General features: G+C 65.4%; 19 protein-coding genes and 1 riboswitch. Of the genes, 9 read left to right on the forward strand and 10 right to left on the reverse strand.

The annotated features are described in order from the left end of the window. Nucleotides 1–2: 2 nt before the first annotated feature. The 8 genes from YU3_RS0101020 (at nt 3) to YU3_RS0101055 (ending at nt 8,934) form a co-directional block, all read left to right on the forward strand. On the forward strand, nt 3–800 hold the full coding sequence (locus YU3_RS0101020) for an SDR family oxidoreductase (protein WP_036257623.1): 798 nt from the start codon (nt 3–5) through the stop codon (nt 798–800). Beyond that, a complete protein-coding gene (locus tag YU3_RS0101025) occupies nt 797–1,567 on the forward strand; it encodes an SDR family oxidoreductase (protein WP_027164478.1) in 771 nt (256 codons plus the stop codon). The genes YU3_RS0101020 and YU3_RS0101025 overlap by 4 nt, the downstream gene beginning before the upstream one ends. 66 nt (nt 1,568–1,633) lie before the next feature. Then, entirely contained in the window at nt 1,634–3,298 is a 1,665-nt protein-coding gene (locus YU3_RS0101030; protein WP_027164479.1) for an amidohydrolase, read from the forward strand. Then, nucleotides 3,285–4,370, forward strand: coding sequence for a GTP-binding protein (locus YU3_RS0101035; protein ID WP_027164480.1), 1,086 nt, complete (start codon nt 3,285–3,287; stop codon nt 4,368–4,370). The genes YU3_RS0101030 and YU3_RS0101035 overlap by 14 nt, the downstream gene beginning before the upstream one ends. A 34-nt stretch (nt 4,371–4,404) precedes the next feature. Then, nucleotides 4,405–5,589: an ABC transporter substrate-binding protein gene (locus YU3_RS0101040; protein WP_245273389.1), complete on the forward strand. Its 1,185-nt coding sequence runs from the start codon at nt 4,405–4,407 to the stop codon at nt 5,587–5,589. 60 nt (nt 5,590–5,649) lie between these two features. Next, the gene (locus tag YU3_RS0101045; RefSeq protein ID WP_027164482.1) at nt 5,650–6,519 is read left to right on the forward strand and encodes a branched-chain amino acid ABC transporter permease; all 870 of its coding nucleotides are present in this window, start codon (nt 5,650–5,652) and stop codon (nt 6,517–6,519) included. Next, on the forward strand, nt 6,506–8,224 hold the full coding sequence (locus tag YU3_RS0101050) for an ATP-binding cassette domain-containing protein (protein ID WP_027164483.1): 1,719 nt from the start codon (nt 6,506–6,508) through the stop codon (nt 8,222–8,224). The genes YU3_RS0101045 and YU3_RS0101050 overlap by 14 nt, the downstream gene beginning before the upstream one ends. Beyond that, nucleotides 8,221–8,934 carry an ABC transporter ATP-binding protein gene (locus YU3_RS0101055; RefSeq protein WP_027164484.1) on the forward strand — a complete coding sequence of 238 codons (714 nt, stop codon included), beginning with the start codon at nt 8,221–8,223 and terminating at the stop codon, nt 8,932–8,934. Before YU3_RS0101050 ends, YU3_RS0101055 begins: the two co-directional genes overlap by 4 nt. Nucleotides 8,935–8,939: 5 nt before the next feature. Here the strand turns inward: YU3_RS0101055 and YU3_RS0101060 are convergent, their stop codons facing one another. The 10 genes from YU3_RS0101060 to mtnK all read right to left on the reverse strand — a co-directional run bounded on the left by YU3_RS0101060 (nt 8,940) and on the right by mtnK (nt 19,744). Further along, nucleotides 8,940–9,641 (reverse strand): MgtC/SapB family protein, encoded by a 702-nt coding sequence (locus tag YU3_RS0101060; RefSeq protein WP_245273390.1) that lies wholly within the window; start codon nt 9,639–9,641, stop codon nt 8,940–8,942. 237 nt (nt 9,642–9,878) lie between these two features. Continuing rightward, the gene (locus YU3_RS0101065) at nt 9,879–10,037 is read right to left on the reverse strand and encodes a hypothetical protein (RefSeq protein ID WP_027164486.1); all 159 of its coding nucleotides are present in this window, start codon (nt 10,035–10,037) and stop codon (nt 9,879–9,881) included. A gap of 135 nt (nt 10,038–10,172) precedes the next feature. After that, the gene (fba, locus tag YU3_RS0101070) at nt 10,173–11,237 is read right to left on the reverse strand and encodes a class II fructose-bisphosphate aldolase (protein WP_027164487.1); all 1,065 of its coding nucleotides are present in this window, start codon (nt 11,235–11,237) and stop codon (nt 10,173–10,175) included. 184 nt (nt 11,238–11,421) lie between these two features. Beyond that, on the reverse strand, nt 11,422–11,889 hold the full coding sequence (locus YU3_RS0101075; protein WP_027164488.1) for a 6,7-dimethyl-8-ribityllumazine synthase: 468 nt from the start codon (nt 11,887–11,889) through the stop codon (nt 11,422–11,424). Between the two features lie 77 nt (nt 11,890–11,966). Next, nucleotides 11,967–12,112, reverse strand: a riboswitch (FMN riboswitch). A 126-nt stretch (nt 12,113–12,238) separates the two neighbouring features. Continuing rightward, nucleotides 12,239–14,527, reverse strand: a complete 2,289-nt coding sequence (locus YU3_RS0101080) for a xanthine dehydrogenase family protein molybdopterin-binding subunit (RefSeq protein ID WP_027164489.1) — start codon at nt 14,525–14,527, stop codon at nt 12,239–12,241. A gap of 9 nt (nt 14,528–14,536) precedes the next feature. Then, nucleotides 14,537–15,523: a xanthine dehydrogenase family protein subunit M gene (locus tag YU3_RS0101085; RefSeq protein WP_027164490.1), complete on the reverse strand. Its 987-nt coding sequence runs from the start codon at nt 15,521–15,523 to the stop codon at nt 14,537–14,539. A gap of 3 nt (nt 15,524–15,526) precedes the next feature. Further along, on the reverse strand, nt 15,527–16,186 hold the full coding sequence (locus tag YU3_RS0101090) for a 2Fe-2S iron-sulfur cluster-binding protein (protein ID WP_027164491.1): 660 nt from the start codon (nt 16,184–16,186) through the stop codon (nt 15,527–15,529). 134 nt (nt 16,187–16,320) lie between these two features. Next, nucleotides 16,321–17,205, reverse strand: a complete 885-nt coding sequence (locus tag YU3_RS0101095) for an AraC family transcriptional regulator (protein ID WP_027164492.1) — start codon at nt 17,203–17,205, stop codon at nt 16,321–16,323. A 179-nt stretch (nt 17,206–17,384) separates the two neighbouring features. Then, the gene (mtnA, locus tag YU3_RS0101100) at nt 17,385–18,479 is read right to left on the reverse strand and encodes an S-methyl-5-thioribose-1-phosphate isomerase (protein WP_027164493.1); all 1,095 of its coding nucleotides are present in this window, start codon (nt 18,477–18,479) and stop codon (nt 17,385–17,387) included. Further along, complete coding sequence (gene mtnK / locus YU3_RS0101105) at nt 18,476–19,744, reverse strand: S-methyl-5-thioribose kinase (RefSeq protein WP_027164494.1); 1,269 nt, start codon at nt 19,742–19,744, stop codon at nt 18,476–18,478. Before mtnK ends, mtnA begins: the two co-directional genes overlap by 4 nt. 136 nt (nt 19,745–19,880) lie before the next feature. Here mtnK and YU3_RS0101110 point away from each other — a divergent pair, with 136 nt between their 5' ends. Next, a complete protein-coding gene (locus YU3_RS0101110) occupies nt 19,881–21,392 on the forward strand; it encodes a sugar ABC transporter ATP-binding protein (RefSeq protein WP_027164495.1) in 1,512 nt (503 codons plus the stop codon). The last annotated feature ends 104 nt before the right edge of the window (nt 21,393–21,496 follow it).

Genomic DNA, 21,496 nt, shown 5'->3' on the forward strand with positions numbered 1-21,496 from the left:
GGATGGCGAAGCCGTTCGACCTCACGGGCAAGGTGGCGCTGGTGATCGGCGGCGGGCGCGGCATCGGCGCCGCCATCGTCACGCGCTTTGCCGAGGCTGGCGCCTCGGTGATGATCGCCAATCGGACGCTCGATGTCGCGCAGGCGCTTGGCGCCGAGCTATCCGCGCGCGGCCTTTCCGCCCGCGCTGTTGCGCTTGCCGGGCTGGATCGTACCACGCTGCACGCACTCGTCGGCGATGCCGTGCGCCAATCCGGCCGGCTCGACATCGTCGTTCACAATGCTGGCGGTTGCCCCTGGGCGCCGGTCGAGGAGCTCGACGAGGACAAGCTGGAAGAGGCGCTTTCGGTCAACCTCAAAGCCTGCTTCTGGCTGGCGCAGGCGGCGGCCCCGGCGATGCGCGCCAACGGCTTCGGCCGCATCCTTGTCACCTCGTCGGTCTCGGCGCGGGTCGCGATGGCCGGTGGCGCGCACTATTCGGCGGCCAAGGCCGGCGTCAACGCCTTCATCCGCGGCGCTGCCTTCGAATTCGCGCGCGACGGCATCACCGTCAACGGCGTCGAGCCCGGCTTCATCGCCAAGCCCGGGCGCGGCACGATGAGCAAGCCGGAGGTGGCGGACCGGCTCGGCCAATTCATCCCCATGGGCCATCTCGGCGAGGCCGACGACATCGCCTATGCCATGCTCTACCTCGCCTCCGAGCAGGCGAAATACACCACGGGCCAGACCATCGTCGTCGATGGCGGCTCCACCGTGCCGGAGACCGGCTATGCCGTCGAGCGGCACTGGGGGCTCGCATGAGCCGCCTTGAAGGCCGCACGGCCCTGGTGACGGGTGCCGCCACCGGCATGGGCCGGGCCACCGCCGAACTGTTCGGCCGCCACGGTGCCAAGGTCGTCGCCTTTGGCCATGGCGGGGACGTGCTGGAGGACGCCGCGAAGGCAAGCGGCGGCACCGCGATGCGCGGCGACATCACCAATGCCGCGGACATCGCCCGCGCCGTCGATGCCTGCGAGGGCCGGCTCGACATTGTCGTCAACGCCGCCGGCGTGATGATCCTCGACGAGCCGGAAACGCTGAGCGACGAGACCTGGGCGAAGAGTTTTGCCGTCAATGTCACCGGCGCCATGATGATCTGCCGCGCGGCATTGCCGCTGCTCAAGGCGCGCGGCGGCGCGATCGTCAACATCGCCTCGGTCGGCGCCTTCAATGCCAGCGGCCAGAACGCCGCCTATTCGGCAAGCAAGGCGGCGCTCGTGTCCTACACGCGCTCGCTCGCCTTCGCGCATGGCCCCGACGGCATCCGCGCCAACGCCGTCGCGCCCGGATGGGTGCGCACACCGATGAGCGTCTACGAGATGAAAGTCGCGGCCGCCGCCAATGGCTCGACGCCCGACGACGAATTCAAGGCGCTGACCAATCGCATCGCGCTGCGCCGTGTCGCCGAACCGCGAGAGATCGCCTCCTGCTGCCTTTTCCTTGCGTCGGACGAAGCGTCCTTCGTCACCGGCGCGGTGCTGGTGGCAGACGGCGGCGGCCGCGCGCCGACACAGAACAGGGCGGTGTGACGTGACTTGAAGTTTTGCCCGTTGTGCGGCGTGAGGGCGCCGGCCAACGGGAGAGGAGGAGAGAGAATGCCCGACAGAAGTGCCGACCTGGTTTTCATCAATGGCCGCATCTACACGCTCGACCGCAAGCGGCCCTGGGCCTCGGCCGTTGCGGTCAAGGGCGGACGCATCGTCACCGTCGGCGAGGCGGCCGATGTCGCCGCGCTGACAGGCGCTGCCACCCGCGTCGTCGACCTTGAGGGCGCGATGATGATGCCGGGGATCGTCGACGTGCATGCGCATCTGATGATGGGCGGCCAGGCCGAGCTCTTCGAGTTGCGCTTCCCGCCGACGGCGAGCTTCGAGACGCTGATCGCGCGCGTCGGCGAGGCTGCGGCCAAGGCGCCGGAAGGATCCTGGATCATCGGCGGCCAGTGGGGCAGCGACCTTTTGCCGAAGCTCAACCGGCTTGAAGCGCTGGCGGCGCTCGACCGGGTGAGCCAGGGTCGGCCGGTGATGCTGCGTGACGACACCTATCACAACCGCTGGGTCAATTCGCAGGCATTGAGTCTTGCCGGCCTTTCCGCTTCGTCGCCAGATCCGCAGAAGGGCTCGATCGGCCGCGATCCGGCGACCGGCGCGCTGACCGGCATGATGATCGAATCCGCGGCCGGCATCGTCGAGCGCACCATCGCGCAATCCGGCCATTATACGCAGGAGATGGACCGCGCCGCGATGGCGCGCTCGATCGCGACGCTGAATTCTTATGGCGTCACCGCTTTCCTCGACGCCGCCGCCATGCAGCCGATCCTTGCGGCCCTGAAAGGCCTCGACGATCGCGGCGAGCTCACTGCCTGGTCTGTCTCGGCCATGCCGGCGGTCGAGCCATCCTTCATGTTCGGCATAGCCGGCGACGAATTGATCGCCTTGCGCGAGCAGTATCGCGGCGCCCACGCCAAGCCGGATTTCGTGAAGATCTTCCTCGACGGCGTGCCCGGTGCTCGCACTGCCGCCTTCCACGAGCCCTACACCAACGACCCCGTGCTCGGCTGCTGCTTCCGCGGCTCGACCATCGTCACCGTGCCGGAGCTGATCCGCTGGGTCGGCAAATGCGAAAAGCTCGGCCTCGGCGTGAAGATCCACTGCGCCGGCGATGCCGCAGTCAGCCAGGCGCTCGACGCCATCGACGTCGTGCGCTCCTTCAACGGCCTGACCAAGCTCAAGCATCACATCGCGCACGCGAGCTACATCGCGCCGGACGACATCGCCCGCTTCGCCGAGCTTGGGGTCGTCGCCGACCTCTCGCCGTTCCTGTGGTATCCGACGAGCTTCCTCGAGGGCCATAAGCAGACGATGGGCGAGGCGCGCGCTCTGCGCTTCTGGCCGAACAGGGATCTGCTCGCAGCCGGTGCGTTGCTTGCCGGCGGTTCGGACTGGCCGGTCATGCCCAATCCCGATCCGTGGGATGGCATCGAGGGCTTGGTGACGCGCCGCAACCCGAGCGGCGCGTTTCCCGGCGCCGCACTTTGGCCGGAGCAGGCGATCGATGTCGCCACGGCGCTCGAGATATTCACCATCAATTCGGCGCGAGCCATCGGCCTCGCCGACACTGTCGGCTCGATCGAGATCGGCAAGTCGGCCGACCTCATCGTGCTTGATCGCAACGTGCTGGAGACGCGGGCCGAGGACCTCGCCGATACCAAGGTGCTGACGACATATTTCGAGGGGAGGGTAGTCTATGAGCGCGCCTGATCCTTCAAGCGATGCGAGGGTCCCGGTAACTGTGCTCACCGGCTTCCTCGGCAGCGGCAAGACTACGGTGCTCAACCGTCTGCTGCGCCGGCCCTCGTTTGCCGGCGCCGCCGTCATCGTCAACGAGTTCGGCGCCGTCGGCCTCGACCATCTGCTGATCGAGGCGAGTGAGGAGCAGTTCACGCTTCTCGACAATGGCTGCGTCTGCTGCACGGTGCGCGGCGATCTGGTCGCCACGCTGAAGGAACTCGCCCGCAGGAGCGTAGTCGGCGAAACGCCACCGCTCTCCCACGCGATCATCGAAACGACCGGTCTCGCCGACCCAGCGCCGATCCTGCATACGCTGATGGCCGAAGCCGAGCTCATGGCTCGCTTTCGCATCGGCAGTGTGGTCACTACCGTTGATGCGGTGAATGGCGCGGCGACTCTCGACCGTCACCCGGAAGCCGCCAAGCAGGTCGCCGTTGCTGACCATCTGCTGATCACCAAGACCGACCTGGTGTCGGGCAACGCGTTGAACGATCTGCGGCACCGGCTTGAACATCTCGCGCCGGCTGTCGAGCAGACCGTTGCCCGCAACGGCAAGCTGGACCTTGAGTTGCTGGCGAACCCGCGCGCCGATGCCGCGTCGGACGTTGTCCATGTAGCCGCGCGGCTCGAAGCGGCCGCGCATCATGAGCATGATTGCGGGCCAGACTGCCATCATCACGATCACGATGCGCATCGCCACCACGGCATCCACTCCTTCAGCTTCGTTATCGACGAGCCCGTCGAGTGGGGCGCCTTCGCCCGCTGGCTCGACTATGTCGCGGCGCTGAAGGGCGAGGACCTGCTGCGCTTCAAGGGCCTGGTGCATGTCACGGATGAGCCGGAACGCCCGCTTGTCCTGCATGGCGTGCAGCACGTCTTTCATCCGCCGGCGCGGCTCGACCGCTGGCCATCGGCGGACCGCCGCACCCGGCTGGTGTTCATCGTCCGCAACATCGAGCGCGAGACCATCGCCCGCACGCTGGTGAAGTTCGCGGCAATCGACGCCGCCAGCATCGCTTCGCCGGCGCTCGCCGCTGCCTGAAACCGAAACGCGTGACAAAAATGGGAGCATGAACATGCATTGGAAATTGAGACTGCTCGCGGCGGCATTTGCCGGCATCGGGCTTGCCGCCATGGCCGGCACGGCTTCCGCCGCCGGCCCAACCTGCAAGGACGGCGCGATCAAGGTCGGCGCCGTGTCGACCGTCACTGGCCCGGCCGATTTCTCGGAAGTGCCGAAAGCGACACAGGCCGCCTTCGATGCGGTGAACGCCGCCGGCGGCATCAATGGCTGCAAGATCGACTACACGATCGCCGACGACAAGGCCGACCCGGCGGTCGCCGCGCAAGCCGCGCGCGACCTGATCGACAACAAGGAGGCGGTGGCGCTGGTCGGCTCGGCGAGCCTGCTCGACTGCGCCGTCAACTCGGCTACCTACAGCCGCAAGAAGATCCTGTCCGTCCAGGGTCTCGGCGTCGACGCCGCCTGCTTCTCCTCGCCCAACGTCGCGCCCGTCAATGTCGGCCCCTACACGCTCTCGACGGCCATGGCCTACTACGCCACCAATGAGCTGAAGACGAAGAAGCTCTGCGCCTTCTTCATCATCATCGGCGGCACGCAGGAGGCCTACAAGAAGGCGATCGGGAACTGGGAGAAGATCAGCGCTCAGAAGATCCACTTGATCGACCTGACGCTGCCCTTCCAGGGTGACCTCACGCCCTATGTCATCAAGGCGCGCGACGCCGGCTGCGACGCGGTGCTGACCAACCAGGTCGAGCCCCAGGTGGTGCAGCTGATCAAGACGGTCGATGCGCAGAAGATCACCGGCATCAACTGGCTGTTCCTGGCGCCCGGCTACACCGAGCAGGTCGCCAAGGCGCTGGCCGACACCAAGCAGCCGATCTATGTCGGCACCGAGTGGGAGCCCTACACCGAGAAGAGCTCGGCCGCCAACGCGCAGTGGATTGCCGACATGCAGAAGGCGAACCGGCCGCTCACCGCCTTCTCGCAGGGCGGCTACCTCGCCGCGGAGTTGTTCCTCAAGGTGGTCGCCTCGATAGACGGCGAGGTCACGCGCGAAAGCGTGGCCAAGGCGCTGCACGACATGCAGCCGCTCACCAACCCGCTGGCTGGCTCGCCTTACGTGTTCGGCAAGGCCAAGACGCATTCGCCGATGCAGGCCACCAAGGTGATGAAGCTCGAGAACGGCGCCTGGAAGGTCGAGACGCCGGACTGGGTGATGCTGCCGCAGGCGAAGTGACGGTCGCTTAAACCGGACGGCGCGGCTGTTGCCGCGCTGTCCTCCGGACAGGGATATCTGATGAACGCATTGCTCACATCCGCAGTGGCGGGACTGACGGCCGGAGGCACCTATGCCCTTCTCGGCGTCTGCGCCGTCTTCACCTACCGGCTCGTTGCGGTGGTGAACTTCACCGGAGCCGCGATTGGCACCGCCGGAACGTTCGTGCTGATCGCGCTGTTCGAGGCTGGCTTTCCCATCTGGCCGTCGGTGCTGGCGGGGATCGCGGCGGGCACGCTGACCGGCGTCGCAGTCGGCTACATCATGACCAGGTGGTTCGGCGAGGCGGGCGCCTCGACCAAGGCGGCGGTGACAGTGGCGCTGCTTGTCGGCCTGATGGCCGTCGGACTGCGCCTCACAGGCGGCCAGCATCCGCACAACATGCCGGAGCTGTTGCCGGGTTCCGCCTTCCGCCTCGCCGGCGTCGAGGTGACGATCGCCTCGGTGCTCACTATCGGACTGGCGGTGCTGTTCACCATCCTGTCCGACCTCTTCCTCAATCGCACCAAGGTCGGCCTCAATCTGCGCGCATTGGCCGACAGGCCGATGGCGGCCGAGTTGCTCGGCGTGCGCGTGCAGCTCCTGTCGCTGCTGGTGTGGGGCATGACAGGCGCCTTCACCACCTTCGCGCTGATGATCATCGCGCCGCAGCGCTCGCCGAATTTCATGACGCTCAGCCTGCTGGTGGTGCCGGCGCTCGCGGCAGCGCTGGTCGGTGCCTTCCGCAGCTTCTGGTGGACGCTCGCCGGCGGCATTGCGCTCGGCATCGTCGAGGGCCTGGCGAGCTCCATCGACTCCATCAGCCAGTACCGCAGCGCCATTCCGTTCCTGGTGGTGCTCGCCGTCCTCCTGTGGTCGCAACGGGAGGCCCGTTGGGATGAAGCGCGCTAGTCTTCGAGCCTCGCTCGTCATCATCGTCGTGGCGCTCATCGCTGGCTCTGCCGCCTATGCCGGCCTGCTGCCTTCCTATTGGGTGTTCCTTGGCACCTCGGTGCTGATCACCGGCGTAGCGCTGCAGAGCCTTGGTCTCGTCGCCGGCCGCACCGGCATGATCGCGCTTTGCCAGATGTCGTTCACCGGCGTCGGCGCCTGGACGGTTGGCTACCTGAACATTGCCGAAGCGCCCGGCGGCCTGCCCATCTGGATACTGGTCGGCGGCCTGGCGGCGGTGCCGTTCGGCGTCGCCATCGGCCTGCCGGCGCTGAGGCTGCGCGGTATCAATCTCGCCATCGTCACGCTGTCCTTCGCCACCGCCTTCGACACCATCCTGGCCACCATGACCTATCCCGGCCAGACCGACTTCCTGCAGGTGCCGCGGCCGGAACTGTTCGACAGCGACGAAGGCTATTTCGTCTTCGTGCTGCTGTTCTATGTGGCGATTGCCGTCGCGCTCGAGATCATCAGCCGCACGCGCCTCGGCGCCTCCTGGCTGGCCGTACGTCACTCGGAACGCGCCGCCGCCGCGCATGGCGTCAGCATCGCCACCGCCAAGCTCTCGGCCTTCGCCATCAGCGCCTTCGTCGCGGGCATTTCGGGCGGTCTGCTCGCCGGCTATCTCGGCACGCTGGTCGCCGAGAATTTCAGCATGATGCAGTCGCTCTCGCTTTATGCCGTGTCGGTGATGGCCGGCGCGCATTTTGCCGAGGGCGCGATCATCGGCGGCCTGCTCGTCGTCATGTTTCCCGAACTTCTGCGCCGCCTGGATTGGCCGCAGGATATCGGCAACGTGTTCTTCGCCATCGGCGCTACCCAGGCGCTGGCGTCCGGCGAGACGATGAGCCAGACATTCCGGCGCCAGTTCCGCAAGCTGCTGCCGGCGCCCGCGCCGAAGGCCGGCGATGCTACCGGTCAGAACCTGCCGAAGGCGGTTGAGCGCACAGCGGGTCCCGCGCTGACCATCGAGGGGCTCACCGTCCGCTATGGCAGCGTCGTTGCGTTGAACAATGTCAGCCTGAAGGTCGCGGCGGGGACCGTTGCTGGGCTGATCGGTCCGAACGGCGCCGGCAAATCGACCTTCATCGACGCCGTCGCCGGATTCCTGTCGTCCTATCAGGGCAGTGTCCGGCTGGGTAACAAGCCGCTCGAAGGCGTGCCGGCGCATCAGCGCGCCCGCGTGGGCGTGCGCCGCACCTGGCAGACCAACCGCATCGCGCCGGAGCTGACCGTCGGCGGCTATCTGGCGCTCGCGGCCAAGGGCCTGTCGGCAGGCGAGACCAAGGCGGTGCTCGATTGGCTGGACTGTCCGCACCCCGATACGCTGATGGCTTCGGTCGATGCCGGCACCAGGCGGCTGCTCGATGTCGCGGGTGTCGTCGCCGCCCGGCCCGCCGTGGTGCTGCTCGACGAGCCAGCCGCTGGCCAGTCGCATGAGGAGACGCTGCGGCTCGGCCAGCGCATCGCCGAAATCCCGAAACTGTTCGGTTCCGCGGTGCTGCTCGTCGAGCACGACATGGACTTGGTGCGGGCGGTCTGCTCGGAGGTCACTGTGCTCGATTTCGGCCAGGTCATCGCCGCCGGTCCGCCGGCCAGGGTGCTCAGCGAGCGCGCGGTGAAGAAAGCCTATCTCGGCATCGAGGAAGAGAGCGTGGCGGCATGAGCAGGTTCGTCGTTTCCAACCTGTCGATCAATCGCGCCGAGCTGCCTGTCGTCACCTCGGTCGATCTCGTCGCCGAGAGCGCCGCAATCAGCGTAGTGCTCGGCGCCAATGGCGCCGGCAAGACGACGCTGCTCGAAGGCCTGTCGGGCATCATCCCGGTCGCCGGCGGCACCATCGCGGTCGACGGCCGTGAGCTGCAGAAGGCCCGGCCAGGCGCCCGCTCGCGCGAAGGCCTCGCCCATGTCGAGCAGGGCCGCACGGTTTTTCGCCAGCTGACAACGGAGGAGAATTTGCGCGTCAGCCTGCATGCTGGCGCCGATATCGCGGAAGCCTATGCGCTGTTTCCCGAGCTGGTGCAGCGCCGCCACGTGAAGGCGAGCCTGCTGTCCGGCGGCGAGCAGCAGATGCTGGTGATCGCGCGGTCGCTGCTTACCCGGCCGAAGGTGCTGCTGATCGACGAGATGTCGGCCGGTCTCGCCCCGGTCATCGTCACGCGCCTGATGGCGGCCGTGCGCAAGCTCGCCGACGACGGTTTGGCGGTCGTGCTGGTAGAGCAGTTCGCAGCACTTGCGCTGTCGATCGGCAACCGCGCCTATGTCATGCGCCGCGGCCGCATCGTCTATGACGGCGACTGCGCGAAGCTGCGGCAATCGCCGGACGAGCTGCATCGGCTTTATCTCGGCGGAGCGGAGTTGGCCGGCACGTCTTGATCGGCTCAGGACGGCTTTTCACCGATCACTTCGAACCGCTCGACTTCGCAATGCTCGCCGACCAGCGCCAGCACGTCGGTTGAAGGCGCGTTCGCGTCCGGCTGCTTCCATTGGACCATGAAGGAAAACACAAAGCGTTCACGGTCGGTGTCGTGTTCCATGCCGACGAAGCGCGAAGTATAACCGAGTGGGCGCACCATGGCCTGGAGGTCGGGCGGCGAAGCCTTCGGCCATGCGACCGACAGGATCGCCGTGTGGTCGCGCGGGATCTTGAGGTCGACCCATTTCAGCGCCTGCAATGTCACCAGGGTCAGCACTGTCGCGATGGCGCCCAGACCGAACTGGCCGCCGCCGAAGGCCAGCCCGATCATCGTCATGATCCACATGGTGGCGGCGGTGGTGACGCCGGTGACAAGGTCGCCGCGCCGCAGTATGGCGCCGCCGCCGATGAAGCCGACGCCGGTTAGCACGCCGAGCGGAAACCGCATCACATCCATGCGCACGAACGAATCCGGTCCCTTCCCGGAGATGTCGAGCAGCATGTTGGCCTGAACCATGGCCACACAGGCCGCCAAACCGACCAGTATGGTCGTCCGCAGCCCGGCCGAATGGCCGCGCGCCTCGCGGTTCAAGCCAATAACGAAACCCGCCAGTAGCGTCAGCAGCAGCCGCGCGACGAAATCCGGCCAGGTCGGATGAAGCGGCATGTCACAGCAGAGCGGCTCAAACATCGGTTACCAGCGCGGAGCGGAAAGCCGCGCCTCGATTGCGTCTGAGACGTTCAACTGACCGGGCTAAGGATAGTTCCTTGGCTCCCCAATGCATGTCGCTCAGAAGTGTGCAGCGGTTCTGGGACAACGACATGCATCAAAACAAGGACGTAAAGCGCGTCGCCTGAATCCGTTTCAGCGCGACGCGCTTTAGCCATCCGCAGCGGATAGTCATCAATGGGCGGCGAGGCTGACCAGCAGCGCCAGCACCACGATGCCCACCAGCCCTGCGATGAAGATGATGCGCTGCGCGCGCGTATGCAGGATGATCTCGCCCTGACGGGCATTCTGACCGGAAAAGACCGGCCCTTCGCTGTCGCGATCCTTGCTCATGATTTGCTCCTTCCCTTTGAACGGGCCCGGAAGGTCTCTGAGCAAGAACCAATTTGTCGGCGTGAAGTTCCGCCGCGTTTCGGTGGGACGGGTTGCCCGCGACCGGTTTTCGTGCCGGTCGCGGGAGGTATGGCCTCAGCCGAATTTCGGGTCGAGACTGCCCGATTTGTAACGCTTGGCCATATCCGCCAAGGGAATCGGCTTGATCTTCGGCGCGTTGCCCGCGGTGCCGAACTGCTCGAAGCGCTCCTTGCAGAGCTCCCTCATCGCCGCCATGGCCGGCGTCAGATATTTGCGCGGATCGAACTCCGACGGGTTCTCGGTCAGAACCTTGCGGATGGCGCCGGTCAGCGCCATGCGGTTGTCGGTGTCGATGTTGATCTTGCGCACGCCATGCTTGATGCCGCGCTGGATTTCCTCCACGGGCACCCCCCAGGTCGGCTTCATCTGGCCGCCATATTTGTTGATGATCTCCTGCAATTCCTCCGGCACCGAGGACGAGCCGTGCATGACGAGATGCATGTTGGGCAGCCGACGGTGGATCTCCTCGATCACGTTCATCGCCAGCACCGCGCCGTCGGGTTTGCGCGAGAATTTGTAGGCGCCATGGCTGGTGCCCATGGCGACCGCCAGCGCATCGACATGGGTGTCCTTGACGAACTCGACCGCCTGCACCGGATCGGTCAGCAACTGGTCGTGGCTGATCGCGCCTTCGACGCCGTGGCCGTCTTCCTGCTCGCCGCCGCCGCTTTCCAGCGAGCCGAGCACGCCGATCTCGCCTTCCACCGAAACGCCGCCCCAATGCGCCATGTCGACGACGCGGCGCGTGATGCCGGAATTATAGGCATAGTCGGCCGGGGACTTGCCGTCTTCCTTCAGCGAGCCGTCCATCATCACCGAGGTGAAGCCGTATTGGATCGCGGTGACGCAGGTCGCTTCATTGTTGCCGTGGTCGAGATGCATGCAGACCGGGATGTCGGGATGGATCTCGACCAGCGCGTCGATCAGCTTGGCCAGCACGACGTCATTGGCGTAGGCGCGCGCCCCGCGGCTGGCCTGCAGGATGACCGGCGACTTGGTCTCCTCGGCCGCCTCCATGATGGCGAGGCCCTGTTCCATGTTGTTCATGTTGAAGGCAGGCACGCCATAGCCATGTTCGGCGGCATGGTCGAGCAATTGTCTCAGTGTGATGCGAGCCAACGAATAGTCTCCCGTATCTGGTTCGAACCCGTGTTTGAAAAGGCCGCCCGGCGTCGGGCGGCCTCGCTGCTTCTGGCCGGAATTCCGCCCGACCGCAACCACTTGCGGCCTCGGCCATTGCAATTCTCATTGCAGCCCTGAAATCCAAATCGGTTTAGTTCCGGCACGCCACCCCGAGGGGGTTTTAGGCCGCGATCTGTTCGCGCGCGGCCAGGATCTGCACGCAGGCATTGGCCGCCTCCTTGCCTTTGACCCTGAAATGCTCGTGGAAGAAGCGGTGATGCTCGGCGCTCTCGTGGTAGTTGTGCGGCGTCAGAACGGCCGACAGCACCGGCACGCCGGTCGCAAGCTGAACATTCATCATGCCGTCGATGACGGCGCTTGCCACGAAGTCATGCCTGTAGATGCCGCCATCAACGACGAAAGCGGTGCCGAGGATCGCCGAATAGCGCCCGGTCTCGGCGAGCGTCTTGGCGTGCAGCGGGATTTCATAGGCGCCCGGAACGTCGAAGACCTCGACGGCAAAGCCGCCAATCGCGGCAAGCTCCGCCTCGAACGCCGCCACGCACTGGTCGACGATGTCGGCATGCCAGCGCGCGCGAATGACGGCGATGCGGTGGGTTTCATAGTCTTTTGGGGAATGCTGATTCATGGGTCCTTCCTTCCGTTTCGAACCAGAATCAGGACGCACGACGCAAAACCCGGCCCGCATGCGCGGACCGTCCTTGCGTACGTTCTCTTCCATCCGGACTGTAACCGTCGGCTCCGGAATTGCACCGGATCTGCTGACCCTCCCGTTTGCGGGGAGGCGCTCGCGGGCTTGGGCCGAAACCCTTACCGCCGGTGGGGACTTTCACCCCGCCCTGAGAACATTGACGCGGGTTTTATGGAAGGGCCGGATAACGCTGTCAACCACCGTCGTCGCCAATGGTGCGGAGATAGATTGCCATCCGTTCCAACTTGGTCCGCCAGTGGAAAAGGAGGAGCGGCAATTTGCATTGTCAAATGGCGATCAGTGGCAAGGCCGGCAGCACCTTGTCCAAGGTGATTGGAAATTCACGCACTCGCACTCCGGTCGCGTTGTAAATGGCGTTGGCGACGGCAGCCCCCGCACCGCAGACGCCGAGTTCGCCGAGACCCTTCGCGCCAAGTGGATTGGCTTTGTCGTCATGCTGCTCAAGGAAGACGACCTCCATCGCGGGGACGTCGCCATTGACCGGCACATGATACTCGGCAAGATCATGATTGACGAAGTGGCCGTAGCGCGGGTCGAGGACCGTCTGCTCCATCAAAGCCGCGCCGATCCCCCAGATCATGCCGCCGATGATTTGCGAACGCGCGGTCTTGGCATTGAGGATACGGCCCGCGCCGATCACAGCCAGCATCCGGCTCATGCGGATCTCACCGGTATCGCAATCGACGGCGACCTCGACGAAATGCGCTCCATAGGAATGCTGCGAAAAGGCCTTGTATGACTGGGTGGTGGCGCCTGCGGCCACGGAGCCTTCAGCCTCGAAACCGTCGGGAGCGGTCATCCGGATGAGATCGGCCAGGCTCGCCGACCGCTGGCCAATCCTGACTTCGCTGTTGGCAAAGCTTGCCTCGGTGGCGTTCGCGCCACGTAACGGTGAGGCTTCGTTCGAATGCGCCGCGGCAAGGATCCGTTCCTTAAGGACGCTGCACGCGTCATGCAGTGCCGAACCCGCGCTCGCTGCGCCCCAGGAACCGCCGGAGCCGGCGGTGCGCGGGAAGCGGCTGTCGCCGAGTTCCATCTTGATGGACGAGATCGGCACGCCGAGGCTCTCGGCGGCGATCTGGGTCAGGATCGTATAGGTGCCGGTCCCAATATCGGTCATGTCGAGCCGCGCCGTCACCAGACCGTCCCGGTCGATCGCCACTCGCGCTGCCGCCGCGCCGATATAGTTCGGACGGATCGCCGCCGCCATGCCGCAGCCGATGAGCTTGCGACCTTCTCGGGTGCGGCCCGGCGTCGGGTTTCTCCGCTCCCAACCGAAACGTCGGGCGCCTTCCTCCATGCAGGCGACAAGATTGCGGGTGGAGAACGGCACTTCCCGCTCGGGATCCTGTGCCGGTTCGTTACGGATCCTAAGTTCGATCGGATCCACGCCGACCCGCTCGGCGAGCTCATCCATGGCGCATTCGAAAGCCAGCATGCCGGGCGCTTCGCCGGGCGAGCGCATCCATTCGCCGCGGTTGATGTCCATCGGAACCAGGCGATGGCGGGTGAGGCGGTTCGGCGCGGCATAGAGCGAGCGCGCAAAAACCGCCGTTTGTTCGCAGTACTCCTCGAAGCTGGACGTTGCGGACCAGACATCGTGCGCCATCCCGGTGAGCCGCCCGTCGGTGTCCGCGCCGAGACGTACCTGTTGGATCATCTCTGCGCGGTGACCGGCATTGGCAAACATCTGTTGGCGCGTCAGCGCGATCTTCACGGGGCGCTGCAGGACCTGCGCTGCAAGCGCGGCCAGGATCGTATCGGCATGGGCAATCAACTTGGAGCCGAAGCCTCCGCCGATAAAGGGGCTCACGATGCGCACACGCTCGAGCGGCATGCGAAGCGTGCTGGCGACGCCTGCCCGGAAGTTCGCGAGAGTCTGCGCCGATGTATGGATTGTCAGATCGTCGCCTGACCAGGCGGCGAGCGTCGCATGCGGCTCCATCGGATTGTGATGTTCGAAGGGCGTCCGGTAAGTGGTATCTATCTTGACCGGGGCGGTCGTAAAGGCGCTCTCGAAGTCGCCGACCACGCTGTCGGTCTCGAACCCGGCATTTGTCCGCTTTGGTGCATAGGCGTCGGCCTTATGCCCCGTTAAATCGTAGAGGCCCGGCTCCTTGTCGTAGCGTACTCTGATGAGGCCCGCAGCAGCGCGTGCCGCCTCGAACGTCTCCGCAACGACCAGCGCGACGGGCTCGTCGTAATATCGCACCCTATCGCTGTTGAGCGCGGGCCGGGCGCGCGTGAAGACCTCCGGCACCGTCGGCGTGACCGTCGGGCCGAATTCCGGCTGGGCTGGCGCATTGCGGTGCGTCATAATGAGCAGCACTGCCGGCGCCCGTTCGGCTTCGGCCGTGTCGATCTCGGCGATGCGCCCCTTAGCGACCGCGGCACCGAGAACATAGCCATAGGCTGTACCTTCCAGCACATTCTCGTAGGCGTAGGTGGCATTGCCCGTCACTTTGAGCGGACCGTCGATGCGGTCGATCGGGCGTCCGATGACGCCATTGCGTGTTTCTGGAGGGCGGGTCCCGGAGGTCGTCGTCTCTGTCATCGCATCACCTCATGCACCTTTGATGGCAGTAGCGAGTGTGTGCCGCACCGTCCGTTTCGCCAGTGGGATCTTGAAGTCATTGGCGCCATGCCCGACCGCTCCGGCGAGCGCGGCCTCCGCCGCGTCGTTAAGGACGCCCTCGGCCGCCGCCGCTCCTGCGAGCCCGCGCTCCGTCTCCGTCGCGCGCCAGGGCTTCGCTGCCACGCCCCCCATGGCGATCCGAGCGCTTCGGATACGATCGCCGCTTTTCTCGACGATTGCCGCCACCGACACCAACGCGAAGGCGTAGGAGGCACGGTCGCGCACCTTGCGGTAGACTTGCCGGCCAGGTGGCGGGGGCGGCAGGGTAACCGCGGTGATCATTTCACCATGGTCGAGAACGGTTTCCACGTGGGGCATTGTCCCGGGCAATCGATGGAAATCGCGGATCGGGATGCCCCGGACCTCGCCGTCCGGCGAGACCGTCTCGATGCTGGCGTCGAGCCCCGACATGGCGACAGCCATGTCCGAAGGATGGACCGCGATGCAGGCTTCGCTGGTGCCGAGTATAGCGTGCATGCGATTGAAGCCCTGAAGCGCCGCGCAGCCCGAACCCGGCTCGCGCTTGTTGCATGGCATGTGACGGTCGTAGAAATACGGGCAGCGCGTTCGCTGCAGCAGATTGCCGCTGGTCGAGGCCTTGTTGCGTATCTGGCCAGACGCTCCTGCCAGCAGCGCTTGCGTGAGCATCGGGTAGCGTGACCTCACAAGCGGGTCGGCGGCGAGATCGCTGTTGCGGACCTGGGCACCGACCCGAAGCCCGCCTGCCGCCGTCTCCTCGATCCGGTCGAGCGGCAGCCGGCTGATGTCGACGAGATGCGCCGGCCGCTCGATCTCGAGCTTCATCAGGTCGAGCAGGTTGGTGCCGCCGCTGATGAACTTCGCGTCCGGCCGGGCCGCAACCGCGGCCGCCGCTTGTTGGGCATTTGCCGCACGTTCATAGGTGAAGGACTGCATTGCTCATGCCTCCCCGGCCGCATCGCGGATTGCAGCGACAATGTTCGGATAGGCGGCACAACGGCAGATATTGCCGCTCATCCGCTCGCGGATCTCGGCATCGGTGAGGGCGACGGAAGCCACCGCCACGTCGGCGCTCGCATGGCTCGGCCAGCCGGCCCCAGCCTCGCCCAGCATACCGACCGCGGAGCAGATCTGGCCCGGCGTGCAGTAGCCGCACTGGAAACCATCGCGGGCGATGAAGGCGGCCTGGACCGGATGCAGCCGGTCGCCCTCGGCAAGGCCCTCGATCGTCGTGATCTCGTCGTCTTCATGCATCGCAGCAAGTGTCAGGCAGGAATTGATCCGGCGCCCGTCGACGAGCACCGTGCATGCACCGCACTGGCCGTGGTCGCAGCCCTTCTTCGAGCCGGTGAGGCCGAGATGGTTGCGCAGGGCGTCGAGCAGCGTCGTTCGCGGGTCGAGCTCGACGGCAAGATCCTTCGCGTTGATCCGCAACGACATCGGCATCGTCGGTACCGGCGTGGCCGATGCCGCCGCAGTGACGGTGTCGGCAGGCTCGGCGCTGACCGGTATCCCGGCAGCCAGCAGCAGCCCGGTCGCCACGCCACCCTCCAACACGGTTCGACGCGTCGGCCCCTTCCTATTGTCTGTCTTGGCCATGCATGATCTCCCGTCGCAATGAAAAGAACGCAAGACGGCAACTTGCCCCGATGGCGAAACGTCGGGTTTGTCACTCATCGTCCTGGAGATGGGGGTGCGGGCGGCCGCTTTCTTTCAAGAAATCGGCGGCAATATCAGAATTCGGGAGAAGAATTCACCCGATAGGCACGAGGTGTCATGCCCCTGAGACGCCGGAACGTCGTAGTGAAATGGCTCTGGCTTGAAAAGCCGACCCGAAAGGCAATGGTACCGATCGACAAGCCCGTTTCGCGCAGCAGCGCCTCGGCTCGCCGCACACGTTCCTCGATCACGTAGGCATATGGTGCAAGGCCGGTCGTCGCTTTGAAGCGGCGCGCAAAACTGTCGACAGCCATGTCCGCGACGGCTGCCAGCTCGCTTAGCGAAATGTCCGAATTCACACGTGCGTCGATGTAATCCCGGACTCGACCAAACGCGCGACGGCTGAGACAGCCGTGACGTACAGACGGATGTTGCTCCCTGTTTAGGTTGGCTAGACGGAGGCTGACGAGGACAACCAGATGCTCGACATAGGCAGTGTCCGGCTTGTGACCGAGTGCCATCTCGTCGCGAAGCGAACTCAGCAGCGTGGCGATGACCGCGTCTTTCCTGTTCACCAGGATCGGCAGGTTCCTAAGCCGTTCGCATCCTGGAAGCCTGACATCGGGATCGATCCACAGGGCTGAATAGGAGAGGTCTACATCGCGATAGAAACCCTGCCGCTCCGCGTCCGCGGGGACGAAGGTGAGGGCTCCGGGACGGTCCATTCCGTCATACAAGGATTTTGCCTCGTGCCGGATCGATGTATGGGAAGTTCCGCCTTCCTCGGTCAGAACGACCAGATGGTGAGGGGCTGTCCAGCGGAGTTCCGCCTCTCGGCACGCCCACCGCCGGTTGTCGAAGACGATCGAGGAGTTGACCCATGACGCGGTTTGCATGGGCACCGACTTCTCGTCCTGGCTCCGAACCCGTCCGTCGCCAAGTAGCGGTCTGAATGACATCGGCATCCCGCTTCTTCGCTCGCGGGGCCATGGCAGACCCGCGCTCAAGCGTTGTGTGGTCCCGCCGCTACGCGTACGGCGGTCCATCTGGGGTAGGCAGCGCGCGTTTTAAACCGCGCTGCGTTCAAGAAATCGTGAGATCAGTCAAATCCAGCGCCTGGTTACACGTCGAAAGCCGATCACCCGCGCTCCGGAAACATCGCCTTCAACCCCTCGCGCGAGGCCTTGGCCACGCCGCGCTCGGTGATCAACCCGGTGACCAGCCGCGCCGGCGTCACATCAAACGCCGGGTTGGCCGCCGGTGTCGCATCGGGCGACACGCGCACCTGCGTAATCTTGCCATCTGCCGTCTTGCCCCAGACCAGCGACACCTCGTCGCCGGAGCGCTCCTCGATCGGGATTTCCGCCAGGCCATCGGCCACCGTCCAGTCGATGGTGGGCGAGGGGAGCGCGACATAGAAGGGCACGTCATTGTCGGCGGCGGCTAAAGCCTTGAGATAGGTGCCGATCTTGTTGCAGACGTCGCCATTGGCGGTGGTGCGGTCGGTGCCGACGATCACCATGTCGATGTCGCCACGCTGCATCAGATGGCCGCCGGCATTGTCGACGATCAGCGTGTGCGGCACGCCATGGCCGGCCATCTCCCAGGCGGTCAGCTGGGCGCCCTGATTGCGCGGCCGCGTCTCGTCGACATAGACATGCACGGGAATGCCGGCCTCCGTCGCCAGATAGATCGGCGCGGTGGCGGTGCCGTAGTCGACCGTCGCCAACCAGCCGGCATTGCAATGGGTGAGGATGTTGACGGTCTCGCCCGGCTGCTTGCGCGCAGCGATCTCCTTGATGATGGCAAGCCCGTTCTCGCCGATGGCGCGATTCAGCCCGACATCCTCGTCGGCGATTTCGGCGGCGCGCCGGTAAGCCGCCTCCGGGCGCTCGCCCGGCGCGAGCGGCTTGAGAAAACGCCGCATCTCGTCCAGCGCCCAGCGCAGATTGATCGCCGTCGGCCGTGTCTTGTGCAGCGTCTCCCACACCGCGTCGAGCGCTTCGTCCGACGCGTCTTCCCTCATCTGGATGGCGACGCCGTAGGCGGCGGTGACGCCGATCAGCGGCGCGCCGCGCACCCACATGTCGCGGATCGCGGTGGCGATGCCGGCGACAGTTCCGATCGTCTCGACGCGAAATTCATGCGGCAGCCAGCGCTGGTCGATGATCTCGACCGACCGCTTGTCGTCGCTGAGCCAGATGGTGCGATAATGGCGTTCGCCGACGTTCAAAGGCTCTTCTCCTGTTCGATCAGCGCGGCGAGGGTGTTGACCTCATCGATGCTGTGGATCTGGCGCCGGTTGACGGCGATGTGGCGGCCGAAGCGCAAAGCCTTGGCCTCACATCTGGCGCGCAGATCTTGATCGGCAATGGTCTCGAAATCGGCATTGTGGGCGAGGCCGAGAATGCGCCGGTGCACCTCGATGCCGGCGAAGCCGAGCAGGTCGGTCCAGATACCGGAAAGCATGTGGCCGAGCGCCTGTTCGGCACCGAGCAGGTCGCCCTGATCCTCGAACAAGCTCCTCTGGTAAAGCATGCCGCTGCGCTCGGCGCGCCACAGATGCGAGAACTCGGCACGGAACACGGCCCAGGTTTCGACCGTGACACCGAGCAGATAGGCGCGCATCGAGTCGCGGCTGCCTTTCTCCTCATGGCCGCGCTGCGAGAAGAAGGCCATCCAGAAATTGGCGAGCAGCATGCCGACATCGAAGGCGATCGGACCGTAAAAGGCGAACTCCGGATCGATCATCCGGGTCTCTGTGTCGGTGACCATGATCGAACCGGAATGCAGGTCGCCGTGCAGCAGCGTCTCGGCATTGGCGGCGAAGAGATGTTTCAGCCGCTGCGCCTCGACCTTGAGGTCGCGGTCGGCGCGCAGTTCGGCCACCAGTCCGTCGAGCTGCGGGCTGGTGTGCCGGTTCATTTTGGCGTCGAAATAGGGATCGGAGAACACCAGGTTCTCGGTGATGTCGCAGAGCTCGACATTGTCAGCGAACAGCGCGAGATCGGCTTTGCGCTCTTTCGTCACCATCGACAGGTCGGAGCCGCGGAACAGCGTGCGCGCCATGAACAGGCCGATATCGCGCGCGATGTTCGGCAGTTCGCGGCCGTCGATCAGCGCGCGCCGCAGGATGATGTGCGGCGGCGCCAGATATTCCATCACGATCAGCGCCTGCGTCTCGTCGAAGTGGTAGATTTCCGGCACCGAACCGGGCGCGCGCGCCTGTTGCCTGGTCAGCGCGTGATACTCGAAGAAAGAACGCTTCAGCGGCAGTGGCCAGCTGTCGCCGACCAGCCGCACATAAGGCAGCGCCTGTTTCACCACCGCCGCGCCCTTGTCGCCCTCGACGATGAAGACGAGGTTGAGATTGCCGTCGCCGACCTCGCGTACCTTCCAGCGGCTGGCGTCCTTGCCGATGCGCTCGGTCAGCGCCGTGGTCTCGCCAAGGCGCTTCGGCAGCGTCTCCACCGACAATGCTTCGAACTTCCCGGTCATTCTCTCCCTCCTGCGCGTGGTTTCCGACGATAGCGGAGCCGCGGCGGTGGGGCCAAGCTAGGAAGCGCTCTGGCAAATGTCAATCGTGTTGACAATTGCCGAATGAGCCCATAGCGTCACGGTCAGGGAGGAACGAATGGGCGCAGATGCCGTGTTCCGTGTGGAGGGCCTGAGGAAATCCTTTGGCCAGAACGAGGTGCTTGGCGGCATCTCGCTCGACCTCTTTGCCGGCGAGGTCACCGTGCTGATGGGCGCCAACGGCGCCGGCAAGTCCACTCTGGTCAAGATCGTCAGCGGCGTCTATTCGCACGGCGGCGGCACGATGCAGCTCGCCGGCAAGGCCTTCGACCCGCAGACCCCCGCCGAAGCCATCCGCGCCGGCGTCGTCACCGTGCATCAGAACATCAATGACGGCGTGGTGGCCGATCTCGATGTCGCTACCAATTTGACGCTCGACCGGCTGAGCGGCAAGGGCGCGTCGTTGCTGTTCAAGCCGCGCAACGTCCGCGCTGAGGCCAAGGCCGTCGCCGACCGCATGGGGCTTGCCATCGACCTTAAGGCGCGCGTCGCCGATCTCGCGCTGGCCGACCGCCAGATGGTGGCGATTGCCCGCGCCTTGGCGCACCAACCCAAGGTCTTGATACTCGACGAGCCGACCTCCTCGCTGTCGAGCGCCGAGGCCGACCGGCTGTTCGCGCTGATCGACAGGCTGCGCGCGCAGGGCGTCGCCATCCTCTACATCTCGCATCGCATGTCCGACATCAGGCAGCTTGCCGACCGCATCGTCTCGATGCGTGACGGCGCCGTCTCCGGCGTCTTCGACCGCAAGCCGCTCGACTATGAGGGCGCCGTCAACGCCATGCTCGGCCGCAAGATCCACCTTGACCGGGTGGTCGCGAGAAGCTCGGCCCAAGCCGTCTTCACCGCCGAAAGCTTGCGGATCGCGCCAGGCGCGAAGCCGATCTCGATGACTCTGGGCACCGGCGAGGTGGTGGCGATCACCGGCCTGGTCGGCGTCGGCAAGACGGCTTTGGCAGAAACGCTGTTCGGCGTGCGCCGACCGCTCGCCGGCACCATGCATATGGACGGCAAGCCCTATGCGCCGCGATCGGCGCGCGAGGCCATTGCTGCTGGCGCCTTCCTCGTCGCCAAGGATCGCGCCGCCAGCGGCATCGTCGGCGGCTTCAATATCGAACGCAACATCAGCCTGCCGTTCCTGAAACGCATGTCCGGTTTCGGCGTGATGAAGAAGCGCGCCGAGCGCGCTGTCGCACGCCGCCAGATCGACGAGCTCGGCATCGTCTGCCGGTCGGAGAAGGACGAGCTTTCCGCGCTTTCCGGCGGCAACCAGCAGAAGGTGATGGTGGCGCGCTGGATGTCGCAGGCCTCGCGGCTCTTCATCCTCGACGAGCCGTTTCAGGGCGTCGACATTTCGGCGCGGCGCGACATCGCCGCCAAGCTGAGGGCCAGCGCCGACGGCCGCGCGACACTGATCTTCGTTACCGAGATCGACGAGGCGCTGGAGACCGCCGACCGCATCCTGGTGATGTCTGAACACACGATCGTGGGCGAGCATCGGAACGCCGATGTCGACCTCGACCGGCTGCTGGCGGAAGTGGCCGGCGGACCGCTTCACAGCGCGGCGTGAGGTCTAATGCATGTCGCCCAAAAGTGCACAGCGGTTTTTGGGAAAACGACATGCATCAATACAGAGACTTAAAGCGCGTCGCGCGAATCCGTTTCGACGCGACG

It is taken from the genome of Mesorhizobium sp. WSM3224, assembly GCF_000427725.1.
In the GTDB taxonomy this organism is placed as follows: Bacteria; Pseudomonadota; Alphaproteobacteria; order Rhizobiales; family Rhizobiaceae; genus Mesorhizobium.